A 17,444-nucleotide genomic window follows, 5' to 3' on the forward strand; every position below is an offset into this window, starting at 1 on the left:
GGTGCCCCCCATGGCGCCGGAACCGAAGCCCCTGCCCCGGCTCGTGGCCCTCACCGCGGACCAGCTCACCCTCTCCGTCGCCGCCCCGCCCACCACCCCGGCCGAGGCCGAGTCCGTGGCCGCCGAGCACCTCGCCTTCGGCCCCCAAGCGGTGATCCGGCACCGCCCGGCCACGCCGCGCGCGTACGCCGCCGCCGCGGTACGCGCCCGCCGCGTCTGGACCTTCCGCTGGGACTGACGAGGCCCTGACGGACCGTCGATCCGGCGGCGGGCCGTCTCGACGGCGCCACCCGGCCCACGTCCCGCCCCCGGATCGTCCTACTTGCTGACGGCGAAGCGCATCAGGGAGTGCTCGTCACCCTGCTTGATCTTCCCGGTCTCGTTGATCACCTGAAGCTTCCAACTGTTTCCGGACCGCATGGCCTTGGCCACGGCGCAGCCGTTGTCCTGGGTGAGCATGCTGGGCCAGATGTCGGCCACCTGCTGCGTGCTGCCGCCCGTCGCGTCGTACACCTTGAAACTGACGTTGCGTGCCTTCTGGAAGGCGCTGCCCTTCTTGTACGCGGCCGCGACGAACACGATGGACGTGATGTGGGCCGGGATCTGCGCGAACTCGACGGTCACGGTCTCGTCGTCGCCGTCCCCGTGACCGGTCTGGTTGTCGCCGCTGTGCAGCAGGGAGCCGTTGCCCATAGGGTCCAGGGAGTCGATCCCCGCCAGGCGCACCGGGTCCTCCCCGTGCATCGCGATGGCGATCAAGTCGAGGTCGGTGCCCTTCTTACGGCGGAGCTGACCGAGCACCCCGCCGCTGCTCCCGGCCGTCGGGTCCCAGGACACGCCGATGGACATGTGGGTCACGCCGTCCAGATCGGCCGGGCCGTCTTCCTTGGTGAGCGTAATCATGCGTGCGCATCTCCGTCTCTTCGGGACTACTACAGTCACAGCGTGCCTCGGGTCCCGAAGGTTCCCCGCGCCGGCCTCCCGGCTCGGAGACCCGGCCGTGCGAGGTCTGCGGGCCGGTGTCAACGCGTGGCCGGTTCCGAGGAGCGCGGGACGCGGCGCGTCCCGCGGGACGGAGACGGCCTGCCCTGGGCGGTACGCCGTACCGGGGCCACGGACCGCCCGCGGGCCGCCCGTCCGAGGGCGGCCAGGGACGCGGCGCGATGGCCGGCCGTCGGCGCGGTGACGGCGTCGGCGCGGTGACGGCGTCGGCGCAGCGCGAAAAAGACCCCTCTGACTGCGATGTCCGCAGGTCGGAGGGGTCTGCCGGGTGGCGGCCTAGGGGGGTCGAACCCGAAACCGGCGATACCCTGACCTGCTACCGAGACGGGCGTGTCGTTCCCGGAAGCGCCTACCTCTCACTGGCCGACCTCCCGGCGGTGCCGGTCGGACGCCTGCGTCGAACCGCGTCATGCTCCGCAACCTCAGCCGCGCCCGATCCAGGCCGAAGGACGGACGGGCACGTCAACACCTGTGGATGGCCGGGGAGCTAGGTGGCTGCGCATAGTTCGTCGAGCCACCGGCTGCAGAATTCGCGGGTGATCGGCTCGAAGAGAAGCGGGCACTGTCGCGGACGAGGGCGAGGAGGCGGGGCGCGTGATCGCGCGCCAACGGGCCTGGGCGGACTCGGCGAGCTTGAACACCATCGCCAGGGCCGCGGCCGGGCCGGCCGTGGACGTTCAGCATGGCGGACGGCGCGGCGAGAGCGGCTCGTCCAGGGTCGTCCGCGCCGAGTACTTCTGCCTCACCCTCTTCGTCGTCCTCGACCTGGCCGCAGTCGACGTCGTCGAGGACGCCTCCCCCACCGCACCCGCCTGCTGTCCTGCCTGGACGTCACCGGCCCGCCCCTCCGCCGCCGTGTTCCTCCTCTGAGCAGCAGGGACACAGGCGCCGACGGCGGACCGTCAGAGCTGTGGAATCACACCCCGTAGAGGGTAGGCAGGTCGACCAGGAGAAGGTCGTCACGGCGATCGGCCAGTTCGATCAGATCGGGGTAGAAGCCGTGCAGGGAGTACAGAGCCAGCATGGTGCCACTGGTGTCGTACCCCTGGTCGGCGAGCAAGGCCCGGATGTGCTCGAGCCGTTGCAGGTCGCCGGTTCCCCGGCGGGCGGCGGTCGCCTTGGCCTCACCCAGGAGCGCGATGCTCCCGCGCGGGGCCTGCGGGCGTTCACCCGCGGCCAGCGCAATGACGTCGACCTCGTGTTTGGTCCGGGCTGCCTGGTCGGCGACCTCAGTGGTGCCGACGGGACCAGGCAGTCCGCCGGGCAGGAAGGCGTGCGCGTAGCGGCGGGTGAAGTCGCGGGCCAGGTCCTCGAAGTGCGGGCCGAGGATCTTGGAGTTGAAGGTCGGGGCGGCCTGCTGCCACACCTGCTCGGCAAAGCCCTGCTCCACGGCGGCGGCCTGCGGGAGGGTGATGAGCTGGTTGAAGCGGATGACGGGGTCGGTGAGGGTGATGACGGGGTGCCGGGAGCGCAGGATGTCCTGTTCCCGCCGGATGTATCCGGTGGATTCCAGCACTCCGAGGGGGTGGGCGACGGCGTTGCGCGGGCGTTCCAGGGCGGCACCGATCTTGCTGGGGGTGCTGGCGCCCTGGGCGATCGCGGTGAGGATGTCGTAGTACAGCGTGTGTTGGGTGATGCGCGGGTCCTCGCGCAGCAGATATTCGGTCTCGGTACGCGAGTACACAGCCCGGCCCGGGTCGAGGAGCGTCCGGGTCAGCCAGGCGTCGAAGCCATCGTCCGGATGCGGACGACCGGCCACCGGCCGGTAGCCGGGTGCCCCGCCGAGGACCGCGTGCACCTTCAGCGCGGTCAGCGGGTCGGTGATCTGCCAAAAGGCCCGACTGTCCCGGTAGTCGAAGGCCCCGAGCCGTAGATCGACCACGGCACGCCCCCTCAACGGCTTCGTCCCCGACAGCAGTTCGTGCATGACACTCATCGCCGAGCCGCACAGGATCAGCCGCGGGCCGGACCCGGCCTCGGGCCGGGCGCCGCGCTGGCGCTCGTCGTAGAGCTGCTGCAGCAGCCCCGGGATCTCGGGTGAATGCTGAAGCAGGTACGGCAGCTCGTCGATCACCAGGAGCGGGTGAGGTGAACGGGCGGTCACGTCAAGGGCGTTGGACAGCACGTCACGCCAGTCAGTGAGACGCAGACTCCCTGGCCGCAGGCCGGCGTGGGCGGCGACGGCATCACTGAACCGCTGGATCGCGGGCAGCCGCCCCTCTTCCCGGACCGCAGTCACGTACAGGCCACCGACCTGCTCGGACAGAGCCTGGAGGAGGTACGACTTCCCGTGCCGTCGACGCCCGGACACGATCCCGAGCCGCATCGCGGGGTCCGGATCAGTGAGGAACTCCGCGAGCAGACCCCACTCCCGGTCCCGATCAACCACGTCGTCCGGCTTGACCAACAGGCTCTTCTCCATCAGGTCTCCCACACGTCGACGGCGACGGATTACGTCGAATTCTACTTCGACGCAATACGTCACACTCGGATTCACTTGGCTGCATCAGTGACAGGTTCCAGGGGATCAGCGAGGGGAGGAGATGACCAAGCAAACCCCGGAATCAAGGGCCTTCCCCGCCTCCGATGGGCACCGACGCGCCCACCGATGGGCACGAAAAATGCCCCCTGAAATTGCGTTTCCGCAGTTCAGAGGGCATCTATGGGTGGAGCCTAGGGGAGTCGAACCCCTGACATCTGCCATGCAAAGACAGCGCTCTACCAACTGAGCTAAGGCCCCGTCGGCCACAAGAGTACCCGCTCCGGCAGCTCGATTCCGACCGGGTATCGCACCGGAGGGCCCGGCTCCGTAGGATGCACGGCAAGTTCGCTGGCGCGAAGCGAACAGGGGAGACTCAGGGGAGACACATGGACGCAGCACAGCAGGACCCCACGGCCAAGGCCCGGGAGCTGCAGAGCGCTTGGTACGGCGAGCCGTTGGGCACGCTGTTCCGGCGGCTCATCGACGACCTGGGGCTCAACCAGGCACGGCTGGCCTCCGTGCTCGGCCTGTCGGCCCCGATGCTGTCGCAGCTCATGAGCGGGCAGCGGGCCAAGATCGGCAACCCGGCCGTCGTCCAGCGCGTGCAGGCGCTCCAGGAGCTGTCCGGTGAGGTGGCGGACGGGCAGGTCAGCGCCGCCGACGCCACCCGGCGCATGGAGGAGATCCGCCGCTCGGCCGGACAGAGCGTGCTGGGAGGCGGCACGAACCACACCGCTTCCGGGCAGCAGAACACCGTCAAGCGTGTCGTCCGCGAGATCCAGTCCCTGCTGCGGGCGGTCTCGGACGCGCAGGAGATCCTGGACGCCTCCGCGGCGCTCGCCACGAGCCACCCGGAGCTCGCGGAGTTCCTGCGGGTCTACGGGGCGGGGAAGACGGCGGACGCCGTCAAGCACTACGAGTCCCACCAGAGCTGAGCCGCGGGAACGGAGAGGGCGGGAGTCCGGGATGGGCGAGGTCTTCGCGGGCCGGTACGAGCTGGTCGACCCCATCGGCCGCGGCGGCGCCGGCGCCGTCTGGCGGGCCTGGGACCACCGCAGGAAGCGGTACGTGGCGGCGAAGGTCCTCCAGCAGAGCGACGCCCACTCCCTGCTGCGGTTCGTCCGCGAGCAGGCGCTGCGGATCGACCACCCGCACGTGCTGGCCCCGACGAGCTGGGCCGCCGACGACGACAAGGTCATGTTCGCCATGGACCTCGTCCGCGGCGGCTCCCTCGCCCACCTCATCGGGGACTACGGCGCCCTGCCGCCCCGCCTCGTGTGCGTCCTGCTCGACCAGCTGCTGGCGGCCCTCGTCGCCGTGCACGCCGAGGACGTGGTGCACCGGGACATCAAGCCCGCCAACATCCTCCTCGACGCCACCGGGCGCGGGCGTCCGCACCTGCGCCTGTCCGACTTCGGCATCTCCATGCGCAAGGGCGAGCCCCGGCTCACCGAGACGGCCTACGTCGTCGGCACCCCCGGCTACTTCGCCCCCGAGCAGATGCTCGGCGCCGAGCCGGACTTCCCCGCCGACCTCTACGCCGTCGGCCTCCTCGGGCTCTACCTGCTCACCGGGCGCAAGCCCGACTCCCGGGCCCTCGTCGAGGCGTACGAGCACGGTGTGCCGCCCGCCCCCGACGGCGTACCCGAGCCGCTGTGGCAGGTCCTCGGCGGGCTGCTCCAGCCCGATCCGCACGCCCGGTTCCGCACGGCCACCGGAGTCCGCAAGGCACTGACGGGAGCCCTGGAGCTGCTGGACGACGGCGCCACGGTGGCCCTGGGGGCGGCGGAGGCGGTCGAGGTCTTCGACCAGCTCGGGCCACTGCCGCAGGGCTACGGGCCCGACGGCCCCCTCGGCGCCGGGCACGGCGGCCCCGCTCGCGGCACGGCGGCGGCACCGGCCGACGGCTTCTCGGCGGCGGCCGCGGCCTCGGCGACCGGCAGCTTCCACCTGGCGCCGCCCGGCCCGACGCCCGAGATCACCCCCGCCACCGCCCCTCCCGGCCCGGGCGGCCAGGCGGGCCAGGTGGGGCCGGTGAGTGCCGGGGTGCCGACGGAGGCGGGGACGCCCGGCCCCACGCCGCTCCAGCCCATGCCGGGCGCCCAGGCGCCCGGCGGATACGGCGCGGGCGCCACTCCGACAGCGGTCCCGGCTCCGACGGCGCCCGTGGCCCCGGCCCGGCGGGCGGGGCCGGCCGCGGCCGTCGCCGTCCCGGTGATCGCGCTCGCGCTGCTGTGCTACGCCGTGGGCGTCTGGGCCCTCACCCAGTCCTGACGGCCGCCCCGAGGCCCCCACGGCTCACCGGTACGGCGCGCCGTGGCCCTGCCGGGGGTAGCCGTATCCCGTCGGCACGGCGGCCGCCGACGACCCGGGAGGCCCGGCCGGGCGCCGCCGGGCCACCAGCCACCACACGGCGAGGCCCGCCAGCAGCAGGGTGCCCGCGCCGAAGCCCGTGTACGCGACGAGCCGCATGGTCTCGCCGTCGGCCGCGGCCTCGGTCACCTCCGCCGCCGTCAACCCGTCCGCCGCCGCCTCGCGGTCCTCGTCCGTGACGCCGAACCCGGCCTCGACGGCGTCACCGTCGTACGCGGGCGCCGCCTTCGGCTCCCCGGTCAGCACCACGCGCAGCGTGACGTCCGTGCCGTCCGGGAAGTAGGCGGCCAGCTCCTTGTGCAGGGTCACCTGGAGGTAGTACCAGCCGGCCATGCTCGTGCCCCGGCCCTTGTCCGCGAACCGGCTGCCGTACTGGACGACGCCGGTGGACAGCTCGCCGGAGGCCTGCTCGCCGGTGTAGGACTCGAAGGTGTTGTCGTACAGGCCGGCCCGCGCCGGGTTGTGCAGCTGGAGGGCGAACGCGTCCGAGAGGAAGCCAAGCGAAGCCTCGTCGTCCTCCGGGGCGTTGGGCATCTCCAGACGGGCGAACAGCCGCTGCCCCCAGTCGACCGGAACCCGGTAGAACCGCGACTCCCCCGGCCGCAGCCGGTCCTGCCACACCCCGGCCCCGACGCCTCCGGCGTCGTTGAAGCCCGTGCCGCCCCGGGCCTTCCTCGGCGTGCCCGACGGCAGCGTGGGAACTTCTTCGTCCTCGTCGGGGACGGTGGACGGCGGCCCCGGGATCGTGCCCTTCAGCCCGGGCTCGACCAGGTGGCTGATCTCGATGGGCCACCGGGACTGGTCGGAGTCCTCCGGGCTCTCACGCACCACCTCGAACAGGTAGGGACCGGCCCGCTGGCACTCCTCGATGCCGCCGCCGATGCGCCGGGCCGCGTAGTCGCTGACGGGGTGGGCCGAACCCGCGGCGTCGAACGTCGTCCGGCCGCGCGTCTCGCACTCCTCGCCGTCCGTCGTCAGCAGGCGCATGGACAGGCCGTCGCCGTAGCCCTTCACCTCGGCGCCGGGCCTGGGGGCCGCCGTGGCGGCGAGATAGACGGTGGAGGAGGCGTCGAGGGTGACGCTGTAGAACTTCTCCTCACCCGGGCCGATGCTGTCCGTGTACCGGCCGGGGGCCAGCTCCGGACCGCCGGCGCTGCTCGCCGCGCCCTTCACCGGCTCGGCGTCCTCGGCCATGGCGTACTCGGGCAGCTCCGCCGCCACCGCCGTCTCCGGGACGCTCCCGGCCACGCAGAGCGCCGCCGCAGCGGCGGCGATCCCCGCCCTCGTCCCACGCCGTCTCACCATGCGCCGCCCCTCCTCCGTGTCCGACGTGCCACCCGACGCCCCGCGCGGTGCGCCGTTCGACGCCGACCATCCTGCCCCGCCCCCGCGGACCGCCCGACACCCGCCCGCCGCACCGCCCGCACCGCGTCGCCTTCGCTAACCCCTGGCGCCCGCGGGGGAGGCCGCCCGCTCCCACCGATACGTTGATCATTCCGCTGATCTGACGCACCATCAGCTCCGCCGACGGACCACCGGGCCGCCGGAAGCACCCCAGAAGTATTTGCTATCGCAAAAACCTGCGGGAGATCAGACCCCGGGAACAGTGAGAGCCCCGGCCTCGTGGCCGGGGCTCTCACCGAACTCGTGTCGGACTGCGGAGCTGCTCACACCCCGGTGCCCGCGGGCACGGAGTCGGTGGCCTCCGTCCACAGGTCCTGCTCCGCACGGTCCGCCTGAATCTGGCGGTACACGAGGAGTCCGCCGATGGCGGCAAGCGCGAACAGGAGAAGCTTCTTCACGGCGTTACCTCGTCCTTCAACGACGTCAGACCCTACTGGCGCCCGATGATACAACCCCCCAGTAGGAAACCGGTGGGGCCGGACTCGGACCCGCGCCGTCACGGCGCGGCGATCCGCTTCTCGAACCAGTGATGGGCGTACGGCTCGTCGTTGAACGCGGGCACCTCCCGGAAGCCGTACGCGTGGTACAGACCGATCGCTGCGTCGAGGGCCCTGTTGGTGTCCAGACGCAGCAGCTCGCGGCCGTGCCGGGCCGCCCGCGCCTCCAGCTCGGCCAGAAACCGGCGGCCCAGCCCGAGGCCCCGCGCCCGCGGGGCGACCCACATGCGCTTGATCTCGGCCGGAGCCCCCGCCGGCAGCTTCAGCCCCGCACAGCCGACGGGCTCACCGTGCAGCCGGGCCACCAGGAACTCACCGCGCGGCGGACGGAGTTCCCCGGCGTCGGGCAGCAGGCTCCGCTCCGGGTCGAAGCCCGTCTCGAAGCGCTCCCGCAGCTCGGTGAAGTACGCGCGCAGGCAGTGCTCGGCGTCCGGGTGACCGGGGTCGACGACGTCCAGCGCGACGGTGGCCGCCGTCAGCAGCCGCTCGACCTCGGCCATGGCCTCGACCAGCCGGGCCCGCTGAGCACCGCTCAGCGGCTCCAGCAGCGATGCGGCCAGCTCGTCGCTGCGGCCGTCGAGCACCGCGCGCTCCGCCCGCCCCGCGTCGGTGGGCCGGACGGTCCGCACCCGCCGGTCCGCGGGGTGCGGCTCGACGGTCACCAGGCCGTCGTCCGCCAGGGAGCGCAGCAGCCTGCTGACGTACCCGGAGTCGAGCCCGAGCCGCTCGCGCAGCTCCCGCACGTCCCGCCCGCGCTCACCGATCTCCCAGAGCAGCCGGGCCTCACCGAAGGGCCGGTCGCGGCCCAGGAACTGGTCGTGGAGCACACCCACGCGGTCGGTCACGGCACGCTGGAACCGCCGCACCTGCTCGATCTCTGTCACGTCCATCCTCTGACTTTAGTCAGATAACTCTCCCGAGCCCAGAGGTACGGGCCCGGTGGCGGTGCCCGACGCGGAGACGTACCCCGAGCCCCCGCCCGGGAGCTTCCCCGGCGGACCGCTCGCCTGCCGTGCGGTCCCCACACTCCGGGGGACCGCGCCCCGCGAAGAACCACGCCCGGAAACGCGGAACGCCCGGCGCCTCCGAGGAGGATCCGGGCGTTCCGCGTTCTGCTTCTGTGGGGCTAACAGGACTTGAACCTGTGGCCTCTTCCTTATCAGGGAAGCGCTCTAACCGTCTGAGCTATAGCCCCGCGCTGCACCGAAAGATTAGCGCATTCCCGCGCTGGCCCAAAATCGGTTCCCCGCCGGGGGCCCGCCGCACGTGCGAGCCCCCGGCCTGGGCTTACTCGTCCTCCGCGAGGGTGAGCTCGACACCGCCGACGAAACCGGCCGACAGGTTGTAGACGAAGGCCCCCAGCGTCGCGAGCGCCGTCGCCAGCACAACGTCGATCACCGCGATGAGGCTGGTGAACATCAACACCCTCGGCAACGACAGAAACGCCTCCACGTCGAAGCCCGATCCCTCCGGCGAGGCCGTGGCGTCGGTGACCGTGTCGCCGATGGTGGCGAAGACGCCCATGGCGTCCATGACCATCCACAACACCGCCACGGCCACGATCGTGCAGATGCCCAGGGCGATGGACAGCAGGAAGCTGACCTTCATCACCGACCACGGGTCCGCCTTGGCCACCCGCAGCCGCGCCTTGCGGGTGCGCGGCACCGTGCGCGCCCCGGTGCGGGGCAGCCGCACGGCGGACGGCTCCGAGGACGAACGGGGAGCGCCCGGGCCGTGGCCGGGCGCCGGGTAGGCGTGCGGCGGGTGGTGCGGCTCGGCCGCGCTCGTCATCGTCGTCCCGCCGTCGGCCAGGACGTCGCCGGGCTGACCCGGATAACGCGCCCGACCGGCCGAGGGCCCGGGGCTACCGCCGGGGACCGCGCCCTGGCCCGCCCCGCCCGAGGTACCGCTCACGCCTCACTCCTCGCTGTCCGTGGCCTGCCCGGCCACCGGCTCACCCGCCGCGGAACCGGCCTCGGCGTCGGACGCGGCGCCCGGCTCGGCGGCGTCCTGCCCGGCCAACGCCTCGTCGACCACCGCCTCGACCTCTTCCGCCTCGCGGCCGGCCTCGGCGTTCCGGGCGATACCGACGACGGCGTCCCGCTTGCCCAGGTTGATCAGTTGGACGCCCATGGTGTCACGGCCCGTCTCCCGCACACCGCTGACCCGCGTGCGAATCACGCCGCCGCCCAGTGTGATGGCCAGGATCTCGTCCGTCTCCTCCACCACGAGCGCGCCGACGAGCTCGCCGCGATCCTCGACGATCTTGGCCGCCTTGATGCCGAGACCGCCGCGCCCCTGCACACGGTAGTCGTCCACGGCGGTGCGCTTGGCGTAGCCACCGTCCGTCGCGGTGAAGACGAACGTACCGGGCCGGACGACGTTCATCGAGAGCAGTTCGTCGCCCTCGCGGAAGCTCATGCCCTTCACACCGGAGGTCGCGCGCCCCATCGGGCGCAGCGCCTCGTCGGTGGCCGTGAACCGGATCGACTGGGCCTTCTTGCTGATCAGCAGCAGGTCGTCCTCGGCCGAGGCCAGCTCCGCGCCGATCAGCTCGTCGTCCCGGCCGTCCTCCATCTGCCGGAGGTTGATCGCGATGACGCCGCCGGAGCGCGGCGAGTCGTAGTCCTTCAGCGGCGTCTTCTTCACCAGGCCCGACTTCGTGGCCAGCACGAGATACGGCGTCGCCTCGTAGTCGCGGATGGCGAGGATCTCGGCGATCTGCTCGTCCGGTTGGAAGGCCAGCAGGTTCGCCACGTGCTGCCCGCGCGCCTCGCGGCCCGCGTCCGGCAGCTCGTAGGCCTTCGCGCGGTAGACCCGGCCCTTGTTGGTGAAGAACAGCAGCCAGTGGTGCGTCGTCGACACGAAGAAGTGGTCGACGATGTCGTCCTCCTTCAGCTTCGTGCCGCGCACGCCCTTGCCGCCGCGCTTCTGCGCCCGGTAGTCGACGGTCTTCGTGCGCTTGACGTAGCCGCCACGGGTGATCGTGACGACGATGTCCTCCTCGGCGATCAGGTCCTCGATGGACATGTCGCCCTCGAAGGGCACCAGCTTGCTGCGCCGGTCGTCGCCGAACTTCTGGACCAGCGCCGCCAGCTCCTCGCTGATGATGCCGCGCTGGCGCACCGGCGAGGCGAGGATCGCGTTGTACTCGTCGATCTTCGCCTGGAGGTCGTCGTGCTCGGCGGTGATCTTCTGCCGCTCCAGGGCGGCCAGCCGGCGGAGCTGCATCTCCAGGATGGCGTTGGCCTGGATCTCGTCGATCTCCAGGAGCCCCATCAGGCCGGTGCGCGCCACGTCGACCGTTTCGCTGCGCCGGATCAGCGCGATGACCTCGTCGATCGCGTCCAGCGCCTTGAGCAGACCGCGCAGGATGTGGGCGCGCTCCTCGGCCTTGCGCAGCCGGAAGCGGGTGCGGCGGACGACGACGTCGATCTGGTGCGTGACCCAGTTGCGGATGAACGCGTCCAGCGACAGGGTGCGCGGCACCCCGTCGACCAGCGCGAGCATGTTCGCGCCGAAGTTCGTCTGCAGGTCGGTGTGCTTGTACAGGTTGTTGAGGACGACCTTGGCCACCGCGTCCCGCTTGAGGACGACGACGAGCCGCTGGCCCGTACGGGAGCTCGTCTCGTCCCGGACGTCGGCGATGCCGCCGATCCGGCCGTCCTTCACCAGCTCCGCAATCTTCAGCGCCAGGTTGTCGGGGTTCACCTGGTAGGGCAGCTCGGTGACGACCAGGCACTGCCGGCCCTGGATCTCCTCGACCTCGACCACGGCCCGCATGGTGATGGAGCCGCGGCCGGTGCGGTACGCGTCCTCGATGCCCCGGCGGCCGACGACCAGCGCGCCGGACGGGAAGTCCGGCCCCTTGATCCGCTCCAGCAGGGCGTCCAGCAGCTCCTCGTTGGAGGCCTCGGGGTTCTCCAGGTACCACTGGGCCCCGGCCGCGACCTCGCGCAGGTTGTGCGGCGGGATGTTGGTCGCCATCCCGACCGCGATCCCCGCCGAGCCGTTGACCAGCAGGTTCGGGAAGCGCGCCGGCAGGACCGTCGGCTCCTGGTTGCGGCCGTCGTAGTTGTCCTGGAAGTCGACGGTCTCCTCGTCGATGTCCCGGAGCATCTCCATGGCCAGCGGGGCCATCTTGCACTCGGTGTACCGCATGGCCGCGGCCGGGTCGTTGCCCGGTGAGCCGAAGTTGCCGTTCGAGTCGACCAGCGGCATCCGCATCGACCACGACTGGGCGAGGCGCACCAGCGCGTCGTAGATGGAGGAGTCACCGTGCGGGTGGTACGTGCCCATGACGTCGCCGACCACGCGGGCGCACTTGTAGAAGCCCCGCTCCGGTCGGTACCCGCCGTCGTACATGGCGTACAGGACGCGCCGGTGCACCGGCTTGAGACCGTCCCGGACGTCGGGCAGGGCGCGGGAGACGATGACGCTCATCGCGTAGTCGAGATACGAGCGCTGCATCTCGGTCTCGAGCGTCACCGGCTCGATGCGCAGGACGCCCTCCTCGTCGCCAGGCGGCGCCGTCACCGGAACCTCGTCCGGCTGGTCCGGGTTTCCCACGGTCATGTCGTCGGCCATTGCTGTTCAAAGTCCCTTTCTGGCGGCCATCGTGCCTGTGGCGGGCCGACTCAGATGTCGAGGAAACGGACGTCCTTGGCGTTGCGCTGGATGAAGGAGCGCCGCGACTCCACGTCCTCACCCATGAGGATGGAGAAGAGGTCGTCGGCGGCCGCGGCGTCGTCGATGGTCACCTGGCGCAGCACCCGGTGCTCGGTGTCCATCGTCGTGACGCGCAGCTCCTCGGCGTTCATCTCGCCCAGACCCTTGAAGCGCTGGACCGAGTCGTCCCGGATGCGCTTGCTCTGCTCCCGGCCGAGGGCGATGAGCTGGTCGCGCTCACGGTCGGAGTAGGCGTACTGGTGGTCGTCGCGGCCCCACTTGATCTTGTAGAGCGGCGGCTGGGAGAGGTACACGTGCCCGGCTTCCACCAGGGGACGCATGAAGCGGAAGAGGAGCGTGAGCAGCAGCGTGTTGATGTGCTGACCGTCGACGTCGGCGTCCGCCATCAAGATGATCTTGTGGTAGCGGAGCTTGTCGATGTCGAAGTCCTCGTGGATGCCCGTGCCGAAGGCGGAGATCAGCGCCTGCACCTCGGCGTTCTGCAGCACCTTGTCGATGCGCGCCTTCTCCACGTTCAGGATCTTGCCTCGGATCGGCAGGATGGCCTGGTACTGCGGGTCACGGCCGGACTTGGCCGAGCCGCCCGCGGAGTCACCCTCGACGATGAAGATCTCACACTTGCTGGCGTCGTTGGACTGGCAGTCGGACAGCTTGCCCGGCAGCGAGGCCGTCTCCAGCAGGCCCTTGCGACGGGTGAGGTCGCGGGCCTTGCGCGCGGCGACCCGGGCCGTGGCCGCCTGGATGCCCTTGCGGATGATGTCCGCGGCCTCGTTGGGGTTGCGGTCGAACCAGTCGGTGACGTGCTCGTGGACGATCTTCTGGACGAAGGTCTTCACCTCCGTGTTGCCCAGCTTCGTCTTCGTCTGGCCCTCGAACTGCGGCTCGCCGAGCTTGACGGAGATGATCGCCGTCAGACCCTCGCGGATGTCCTCGCCGGTGAGGTTGTCGTCCTTCTCCCGAAGCAGCTTCTTGTCCCGCGCGTAGCGGTTGACCAGGCCCGTCAGCGCTGCCCGGAACCCCTCCTCGTGGGTACCGCCCTCATGGGTGTGGATGATGTTGGCGAAGCTGTAGACACCCTCGCTGTACTGGGTGTTCCACTGCATCGCGATCTCCGCCGAGAGGCTGCGCTCCGGGTCCTCCGCGTCGAAGTACACGATCGTCGGGTGCACCGGATCGCCCTTGCGGGAGTTCAGGTGCCGGACGAAGTCCGAGATGCCGCCGTCGTAGTGGTAGGTGACCGAGCGGGCCTGGTCGTCGTCGGCGGAGTCGGTGGTGTCGGCGCCGGCCGTCTGCTTGGCCGCCGCACGCTCGTCCGTCAGCGAGATCGTCAGGCCCCGGTTGAGGAAGGCCATCTCCTGGAAGCGGCGCGAGAGCGTCTCGAAGGAGTAGTCCGTGGTGTCGAAGATGTCGCCGTCGGCCCAGAAGGTGACGCTGGTGCCCGTCTCCTCGGTGGCCTCGTTCTGCTGCAGCGGAGCCGTGGGCACGCCCAGCTTGTAGTCCTGCGTCCAGCGGTGGCCGTCCGTCTTGACCTCGACGGACACCCGCTGCGAGAGGGCGTTGACGACGGAGACGCCGACGCCGTGCAGACCGCCGGAGACGGCGTAGCCTCCACCGCCGAACTTGCCGCCCGCGTGCAGCACGGTGAGGACGACCTCGACGGCCGGCTTGCCCTCCGAGGGGACGATGCCCACCGGGATGCCTCGGCCGTTGTCCACCACCCGCACGCCGCCGTCGGCCAGCAGGGTGACGTCGACCCGGTCCGCGAAGCCGGCGAGCGCCTCGTCGACGGAGTTGTCCACGACCTCCTGCACCAGGTGGTGCAGGCCCCGCTCACCGGTCGAACCGATGTACATGCCGGGACGCTTGCGGACCGCGTCCAGCCCCTCCAGGACGGTGATCGCGCTGGCGTCATACGACGGCTCACCCAGGGGTACGGAGGCAGCGGCGGCGTCCTCGACGGGGGACAGGGGATTCTCGATGGAATTGCCGGAGTCGGCCACGAAGCGCCCTTTCTGGCACAGCAGACAGCGTCTCCCGATCCGACGGGAGCGACTGCGTCGTTCGACTTGATCCGCGGTACGGCGGCTGTAGCTCAGTCTACCGGTAGCGCCGACATGAATGGGGGTTTGCCGCCGCCTGAGTCCCCATGTGGCGCCCTGAGGGAGCGACCACCGACTCCCCATATACGACTGGGGGCTTCAAGAGGCTCACGGGCGCCCTCAGCGCTTCGGACTGTCAACCTACCGTTACCGTGACCGGGATCACGTCGAGGTGTCCGTTTCACGTGAAACGTCCGGCATCGCGAGGACGCCCGAGGCCGGGATCAGCGCACGCGCAGCCGGCCGTAGCGCGGTGGCGGCCCTCCGGGGCCCAGCACCTTGATGACGGAGACGGTGCCGTGCCCCAGGTCCTCGTTGAGACGCCGCACCAGCTGGGGCGCCAGACGGCGCAGCTCCGTGGCCCACGCCGTCGAGTCACAGCGGACGTGGAGAACCCGGCGTTCCTCGTCGTACCGCTCCGGACGACAGTGCTCGGCGTTCTTCTCCCCGACGATGAGCGGCCAGCGCCCCATGACCCCGCCGACCGCGATCGGCATCTCCCAGCCGCGCTCCGTCTTCAGCCGCTCCAGCGCGGCACCCAGCGGCATCGGGTCACGCCCGTCCCGCCGCGCCCCCGAGCGCAGCCCGCCGCGTCGCGCCTGCTGCTTCTGCCGCGTAGCCTCGCCGCGCGCCCGGGCCTGCTCCTTGGCCGCCCGCAGCGCGACACGGGCCAGATCGACACCCGACACCGGTGGGGCCGGGGCCTCCGCCCGCCCGTCCGACGGGACGTCGCCCTCCGGCAGCTCCTGATCACTCATACCGCCGTGACCTCCCCCTCCGCGACGGAGAACCGCGCCCCCGCGAGTGTCTTGGGCACATCCTCCTCGACCGCGGCCGTCACCAGGACCTGCTCTGCCGACGCCACCGAGGCCGCGAGCCGCTCCCGCCGACGGGCGTCCAGCTCGGCGAACACGTCGTCCAGGATCAACACCGGCTCGTTGCCCTCGGCACGCAGCAGCTCGTACGAGGCCAGGCGCAGGGCCAGCGCGTACGACCACGACTCCCCATGGCTCGCGTAGCCCTTCGCGGGCATCCCCCCGAGGTTCAGCAGCAGATCGTCCCGGTGCGGACCCACCAGCGTCACCCCGCGCTCGATCTCCTGCCGCCGGGCCTCCCCCAGGGCGGTGAGGAGCTGCGCGTACAGCTCCTCGCGCCCGCCGCCCTCCACCGGGCTGCGGTAGGAGAGCACCAACGGGCCACCGCCCGGAGCGAGTTCCTCATACGATCGATTCGCCAGCGGTTCCAGATCGGCAACCAGCGCGAAGCGCTGCGCCAGCACCTCCGCACCCGCCCGGGCCAGATGCTGATCCCACACGTCCAGCGTCGACAGGTCCAGCGACCTGCCACCGTGCCGCCGTGCCATCGCGGCCGACTTCAGCAGCGTGTTGCGCTGCTTGAGCACCCGCTCGTAATCCGAGCGCACCCCCGCCATCCGCGGCGAGCGGGCGGTGACCAGCTCGTCCAGGAACCGACGCCGCTCCCCCGGATCGCCCTTGACCAGGCTCAGATCCTCCGGGGCGAACAGCACGGTGCGCAGGATGCCGAGCACGTCCCGCGGCCGGACCTGGGAGGACCGGTTGATCCGCGCCCGGTTCGCCCGCCCCGGATTGATCTCCAGCTCGACGAGCTGCTGGCGCTCTCCCTGCACCACCGCGGCCCGCACCACCGCCCGGTCGGCCCCCATCCGCACCAGCGGAGCGTCCGACGCGACCCGGTGGCTGCCGAGGGTCGCCAGATAGCCGACCGCCTCGACGAGGTTCGTCTTGCCCTGGCCGTTGGGCCCGACGAACGCCGTCGGGCCCGGGCCGAGCGGAACCTCAGCCCGGGCGTACGACCGGAAGTCGGCTAGGGAGAGGTGCGCGACATGCATCCGTGACCGTGACCGTCAGCCCCGTCAGCCACCGACCGGCGGCTCGACGTCGGCGCCCGGGGCGTCTGCGCCGAGTGTGTCACTCTTCGCCGTGACGGCGTGTCCGCCGAACTGGTTGCGCAGCGCCGCGATCATCTTCATCTGCGGAGAGTCCTCCTGCCGCGAGGCGAACCGCGCGAACAACGAGGCCGTGATCGCGGGCAGCGGCACCGCGTGGTCGATCGCGGCCTCCACCGTCCACCGGCCCTCGCCAGAGTCCTGCGCGTAGCCGCGCAGCTTCTCCAGGTGCTGGTCGTCGTCCAACGCGTTCACCGCGAGGTCCAGCAGCCAAGAGCGGATCACGGTGCCCTGCTGCCAGGAGCGGAAGATCTCCCGCACGTCCGTCACCGAGTCGACGGCCTCCAGCAGCTCCCAGCCCTCGGCGAAGGCCTGCATCATGGCGTACTCGATGCCGTTGTGGACCATCTTCGCGAAGTGCCCGGCGCCGACGTCGCCCGCGTGCACCGAGCCGAACTCGCCGTCCGGCTTCAGCGCGTCGAACACCGGCCGCACCCGCGCCACGTGCTCGGCCGCACCGCCGTACATCAGGGCGTAGCCGTTCTCCAGGCCCCACACCCCACCGGAGACGCCGCAGTCGACGAAGCCGATGCCGCGCTCCGCCAGCTCCGCGGCGTGCTTCTCGTCCTCCGTCCAGCGGGAGTTCCCGCCGTCCACGACGACGTCACCGGGGGAGAGCAGCCCGGCCAGCTCGTCGATCGTCGCCTGGGTCGGCCCACCGGCCGGCACCATCACCCACACCACACGCGGGCTCGGCAGCGCGTCCACCAGCTCCCTCAGGCTGTGGACGTCGGCGAGCTCCGGGTTGCGGTCGTAGCCGATGACGGTGTGGCCTGCGCGGCGGATGCGCTCGCGCATGTTGCCGCCCATCTTGCCGAGGCCGATGAGACCGAGCTCCATCTGTGGGCTCTCCTTGACGTTTCTCGCAGTGCGTGGGGGCGCGGATTCCGGGTCCGGGCGTGCACGGGCAC

Annotated in this window: 14 protein-coding genes, 2 tRNA genes and 2 pseudogenes; 4 read left to right on the plus strand and 14 right to left on the minus strand. The window is 71.2% G+C overall.

Features of this window, described 5'->3' with window-relative positions; translation table 11 throughout:
• The first annotated feature begins 10 nt into the window (after nt 1–10).
• Complete coding sequence (locus O7609_RS12690; protein WP_269736846.1) at nt 11–238, plus strand: DUF4253 domain-containing protein; 228 nt, start codon at nt 11–13, stop codon at nt 236–238.
• Nucleotides 239–318: 80 nt separating this feature from the next.
• On the opposite strand, the gene O7609_RS12695 is transcribed toward O7609_RS12690, so the two are convergent.
• Both O7609_RS12695 and O7609_RS12700 read right to left on the minus strand, forming a co-directional pair.
• Entirely contained in the window at nt 319–903 is a 585-nt protein-coding gene (locus O7609_RS12695) for a TerD family protein (RefSeq protein ID WP_269736845.1), read from the minus strand.
• 561 nt (nt 904–1,464) lie between these two features.
• Nucleotides 1,465–1,661: pseudogene (locus O7609_RS12700) on the minus strand (hypothetical protein); the annotation flags it as partial.
• Between O7609_RS12700 and O7609_RS12705 the strand changes: the two are divergent.
• Entirely contained in the window at nt 1,636–1,872 is a 237-nt protein-coding gene (locus O7609_RS12705; RefSeq protein WP_443072103.1) for a hypothetical protein, read from the plus strand. The pseudogene O7609_RS12700 and the gene O7609_RS12705 sit on opposite strands and share 26 nt — an antisense overlap.
• 46 nt (nt 1,873–1,918) lie before the next feature.
• Here O7609_RS12705 and O7609_RS12710 read toward each other — a convergent pair whose 3' ends face one another.
• Both O7609_RS12710 and O7609_RS12715 read right to left on the minus strand, forming a co-directional pair.
• Nucleotides 1,919–3,424 carry an AAA family ATPase gene (locus O7609_RS12710; RefSeq protein WP_269743600.1) on the minus strand — a complete coding sequence of 502 codons (1,506 nt, stop codon included), beginning with the start codon at nt 3,422–3,424 and terminating at the stop codon, nt 1,919–1,921.
• 245 nt (nt 3,425–3,669) lie between these two features.
• Nucleotides 3,670–3,742, minus strand: a tRNA-Ala gene (locus tag O7609_RS12715).
• Between the two features lie 128 nt (nt 3,743–3,870).
• Between O7609_RS12715 and O7609_RS12720 the strand changes: the two genes are divergently transcribed.
• Both O7609_RS12720 and O7609_RS12725 read left to right on the plus strand, forming a co-directional pair.
• Entirely contained in the window at nt 3,871–4,419 is a 549-nt protein-coding gene (locus tag O7609_RS12720; protein WP_269736842.1) for a helix-turn-helix domain-containing protein, read from the plus strand.
• Between the two features lie 31 nt (nt 4,420–4,450).
• Nucleotides 4,451–5,758 (plus strand): serine/threonine-protein kinase, encoded by a 1,308-nt coding sequence (locus tag O7609_RS12725; RefSeq protein WP_269743601.1) that lies wholly within the window; start codon nt 4,451–4,453, stop codon nt 5,756–5,758.
• A 24-nt stretch (nt 5,759–5,782) separates the two neighbouring features.
• On the opposite strand, the gene O7609_RS12730 is transcribed toward O7609_RS12725, so the two are convergent.
• The 10 genes and pseudogenes from O7609_RS12730 to gnd all read right to left on the minus strand — a co-directional run.
• Nucleotides 5,783–7,162 (minus strand): hypothetical protein, encoded by a 1,380-nt coding sequence (locus O7609_RS12730; RefSeq protein WP_269743602.1) that lies wholly within the window; start codon nt 7,160–7,162, stop codon nt 5,783–5,785.
• Nucleotides 7,163–7,524: 362 nt separating this feature from the next.
• On the minus strand, nt 7,525–7,659 hold the full coding sequence (locus O7609_RS12735; RefSeq protein WP_219092078.1) for a DLW-39 family protein: 135 nt from the start codon (nt 7,657–7,659) through the stop codon (nt 7,525–7,527).
• Nucleotides 7,660–7,757: 98 nt separating this feature from the next.
• A complete protein-coding gene (locus O7609_RS12740) occupies nt 7,758–8,648 on the minus strand; it encodes a bifunctional helix-turn-helix transcriptional regulator/GNAT family N-acetyltransferase (protein WP_269736839.1) in 891 nt (296 codons plus the stop codon).
• A gap of 231 nt (nt 8,649–8,879) precedes the next feature.
• Nucleotides 8,880–8,953, minus strand: a tRNA-Ile gene (locus O7609_RS12745).
• Nucleotides 8,954–9,045: 92 nt separating this feature from the next.
• Complete coding sequence (locus O7609_RS12750) at nt 9,046–9,672, minus strand: DUF3566 domain-containing protein (protein ID WP_269736823.1); 627 nt, start codon at nt 9,670–9,672, stop codon at nt 9,046–9,048.
• Between the two features lie 3 nt (nt 9,673–9,675).
• Nucleotides 9,676–12,345, minus strand: a complete 2,670-nt coding sequence (gene gyrA / locus O7609_RS12755; RefSeq protein WP_269743603.1) for a DNA gyrase subunit A — start codon at nt 12,343–12,345, stop codon at nt 9,676–9,678.
• A 50-nt stretch (nt 12,346–12,395) separates the two neighbouring features.
• Entirely contained in the window at nt 12,396–14,471 is a 2,076-nt protein-coding gene (gyrB, locus tag O7609_RS12760; protein WP_269744350.1) for a DNA topoisomerase (ATP-hydrolyzing) subunit B, read from the minus strand.
• Between the two features lie 299 nt (nt 14,472–14,770).
• Nucleotides 14,771–15,304: a DUF721 domain-containing protein gene (locus tag O7609_RS12765; RefSeq protein WP_269736821.1), complete on the minus strand. Its 534-nt coding sequence runs from the start codon at nt 15,302–15,304 to the stop codon at nt 14,771–14,773.
• Nucleotides 15,301–16,416, minus strand: coding sequence for a DNA replication/repair protein RecF (gene recF, locus O7609_RS12770; RefSeq protein WP_269736820.1), 1,116 nt, complete (start codon nt 16,414–16,416; stop codon nt 15,301–15,303). The genes O7609_RS12765 and recF overlap by 4 nt, the downstream gene beginning before the upstream one ends.
• A gap of 24 nt (nt 16,417–16,440) precedes the next feature.
• A pseudogene (gene gnd / locus O7609_RS12775) lies at nt 16,441–17,391 on the minus strand (phosphogluconate dehydrogenase (NAD(+)-dependent, decarboxylating)); the annotation flags it as partial.
• Nucleotides 17,392–17,444 lie beyond the last annotated feature (53 nt).

This window comes from Streptomyces sp. WMMC1477, from assembly GCF_027460245.1.
In the GTDB taxonomy this organism is placed as follows: Bacteria; Actinomycetota; Actinomycetes; order Streptomycetales; family Streptomycetaceae; genus Streptomyces.

Bases quoted from the DNA above. Each gene is read 5' to 3' on its own strand.
- O7609_RS12690 (WP_269736846.1), top strand. From the start codon at position 11: ATGGCGCCGGAACCGAAGCCCCTGCCCCGGCTCGTGGCCCTCACCGCG.
- O7609_RS12695 (WP_269736845.1), bottom strand. From the start codon at position 903: ATGATTACGCTCACCAAGGAAGACGGCCCGGCCGATCTGGACGGCGTG.
- O7609_RS12710 (WP_269743600.1), bottom strand. From the start codon at position 3,424: ATGGAGAAGAGCCTGTTGGTCAAGCCGGACGACGTGGTTGATCGGGAC.
- O7609_RS12720 (WP_269736842.1), top strand. From the start codon at position 3,871: ATGGACGCAGCACAGCAGGACCCCACGGCCAAGGCCCGGGAGCTGCAG.
- O7609_RS12725 (WP_269743601.1), top strand. From the start codon at position 4,451: ATGGGCGAGGTCTTCGCGGGCCGGTACGAGCTGGTCGACCCCATCGGC.
- O7609_RS12730 (WP_269743602.1), bottom strand. From the start codon at position 7,162: ATGGTGAGACGGCGTGGGACGAGGGCGGGGATCGCCGCCGCTGCGGCG.
- O7609_RS12740 (WP_269736839.1), bottom strand. From the start codon at position 8,648: ATGGACGTGACAGAGATCGAGCAGGTGCGGCGGTTCCAGCGTGCCGTG.
- gyrA (WP_269743603.1), bottom strand. From the start codon at position 12,345: ATGGCCGACGACATGACCGTGGGAAACCCGGACCAGCCGGACGAGGTT.
- O7609_RS12765 (WP_269736821.1), bottom strand. From the start codon at position 15,304: ATGAGTGATCAGGAGCTGCCGGAGGGCGACGTCCCGTCGGACGGGCGG.
- recF (WP_269736820.1), bottom strand. From the start codon at position 16,416: ATGCATGTCGCGCACCTCTCCCTAGCCGACTTCCGGTCGTACGCCCGG.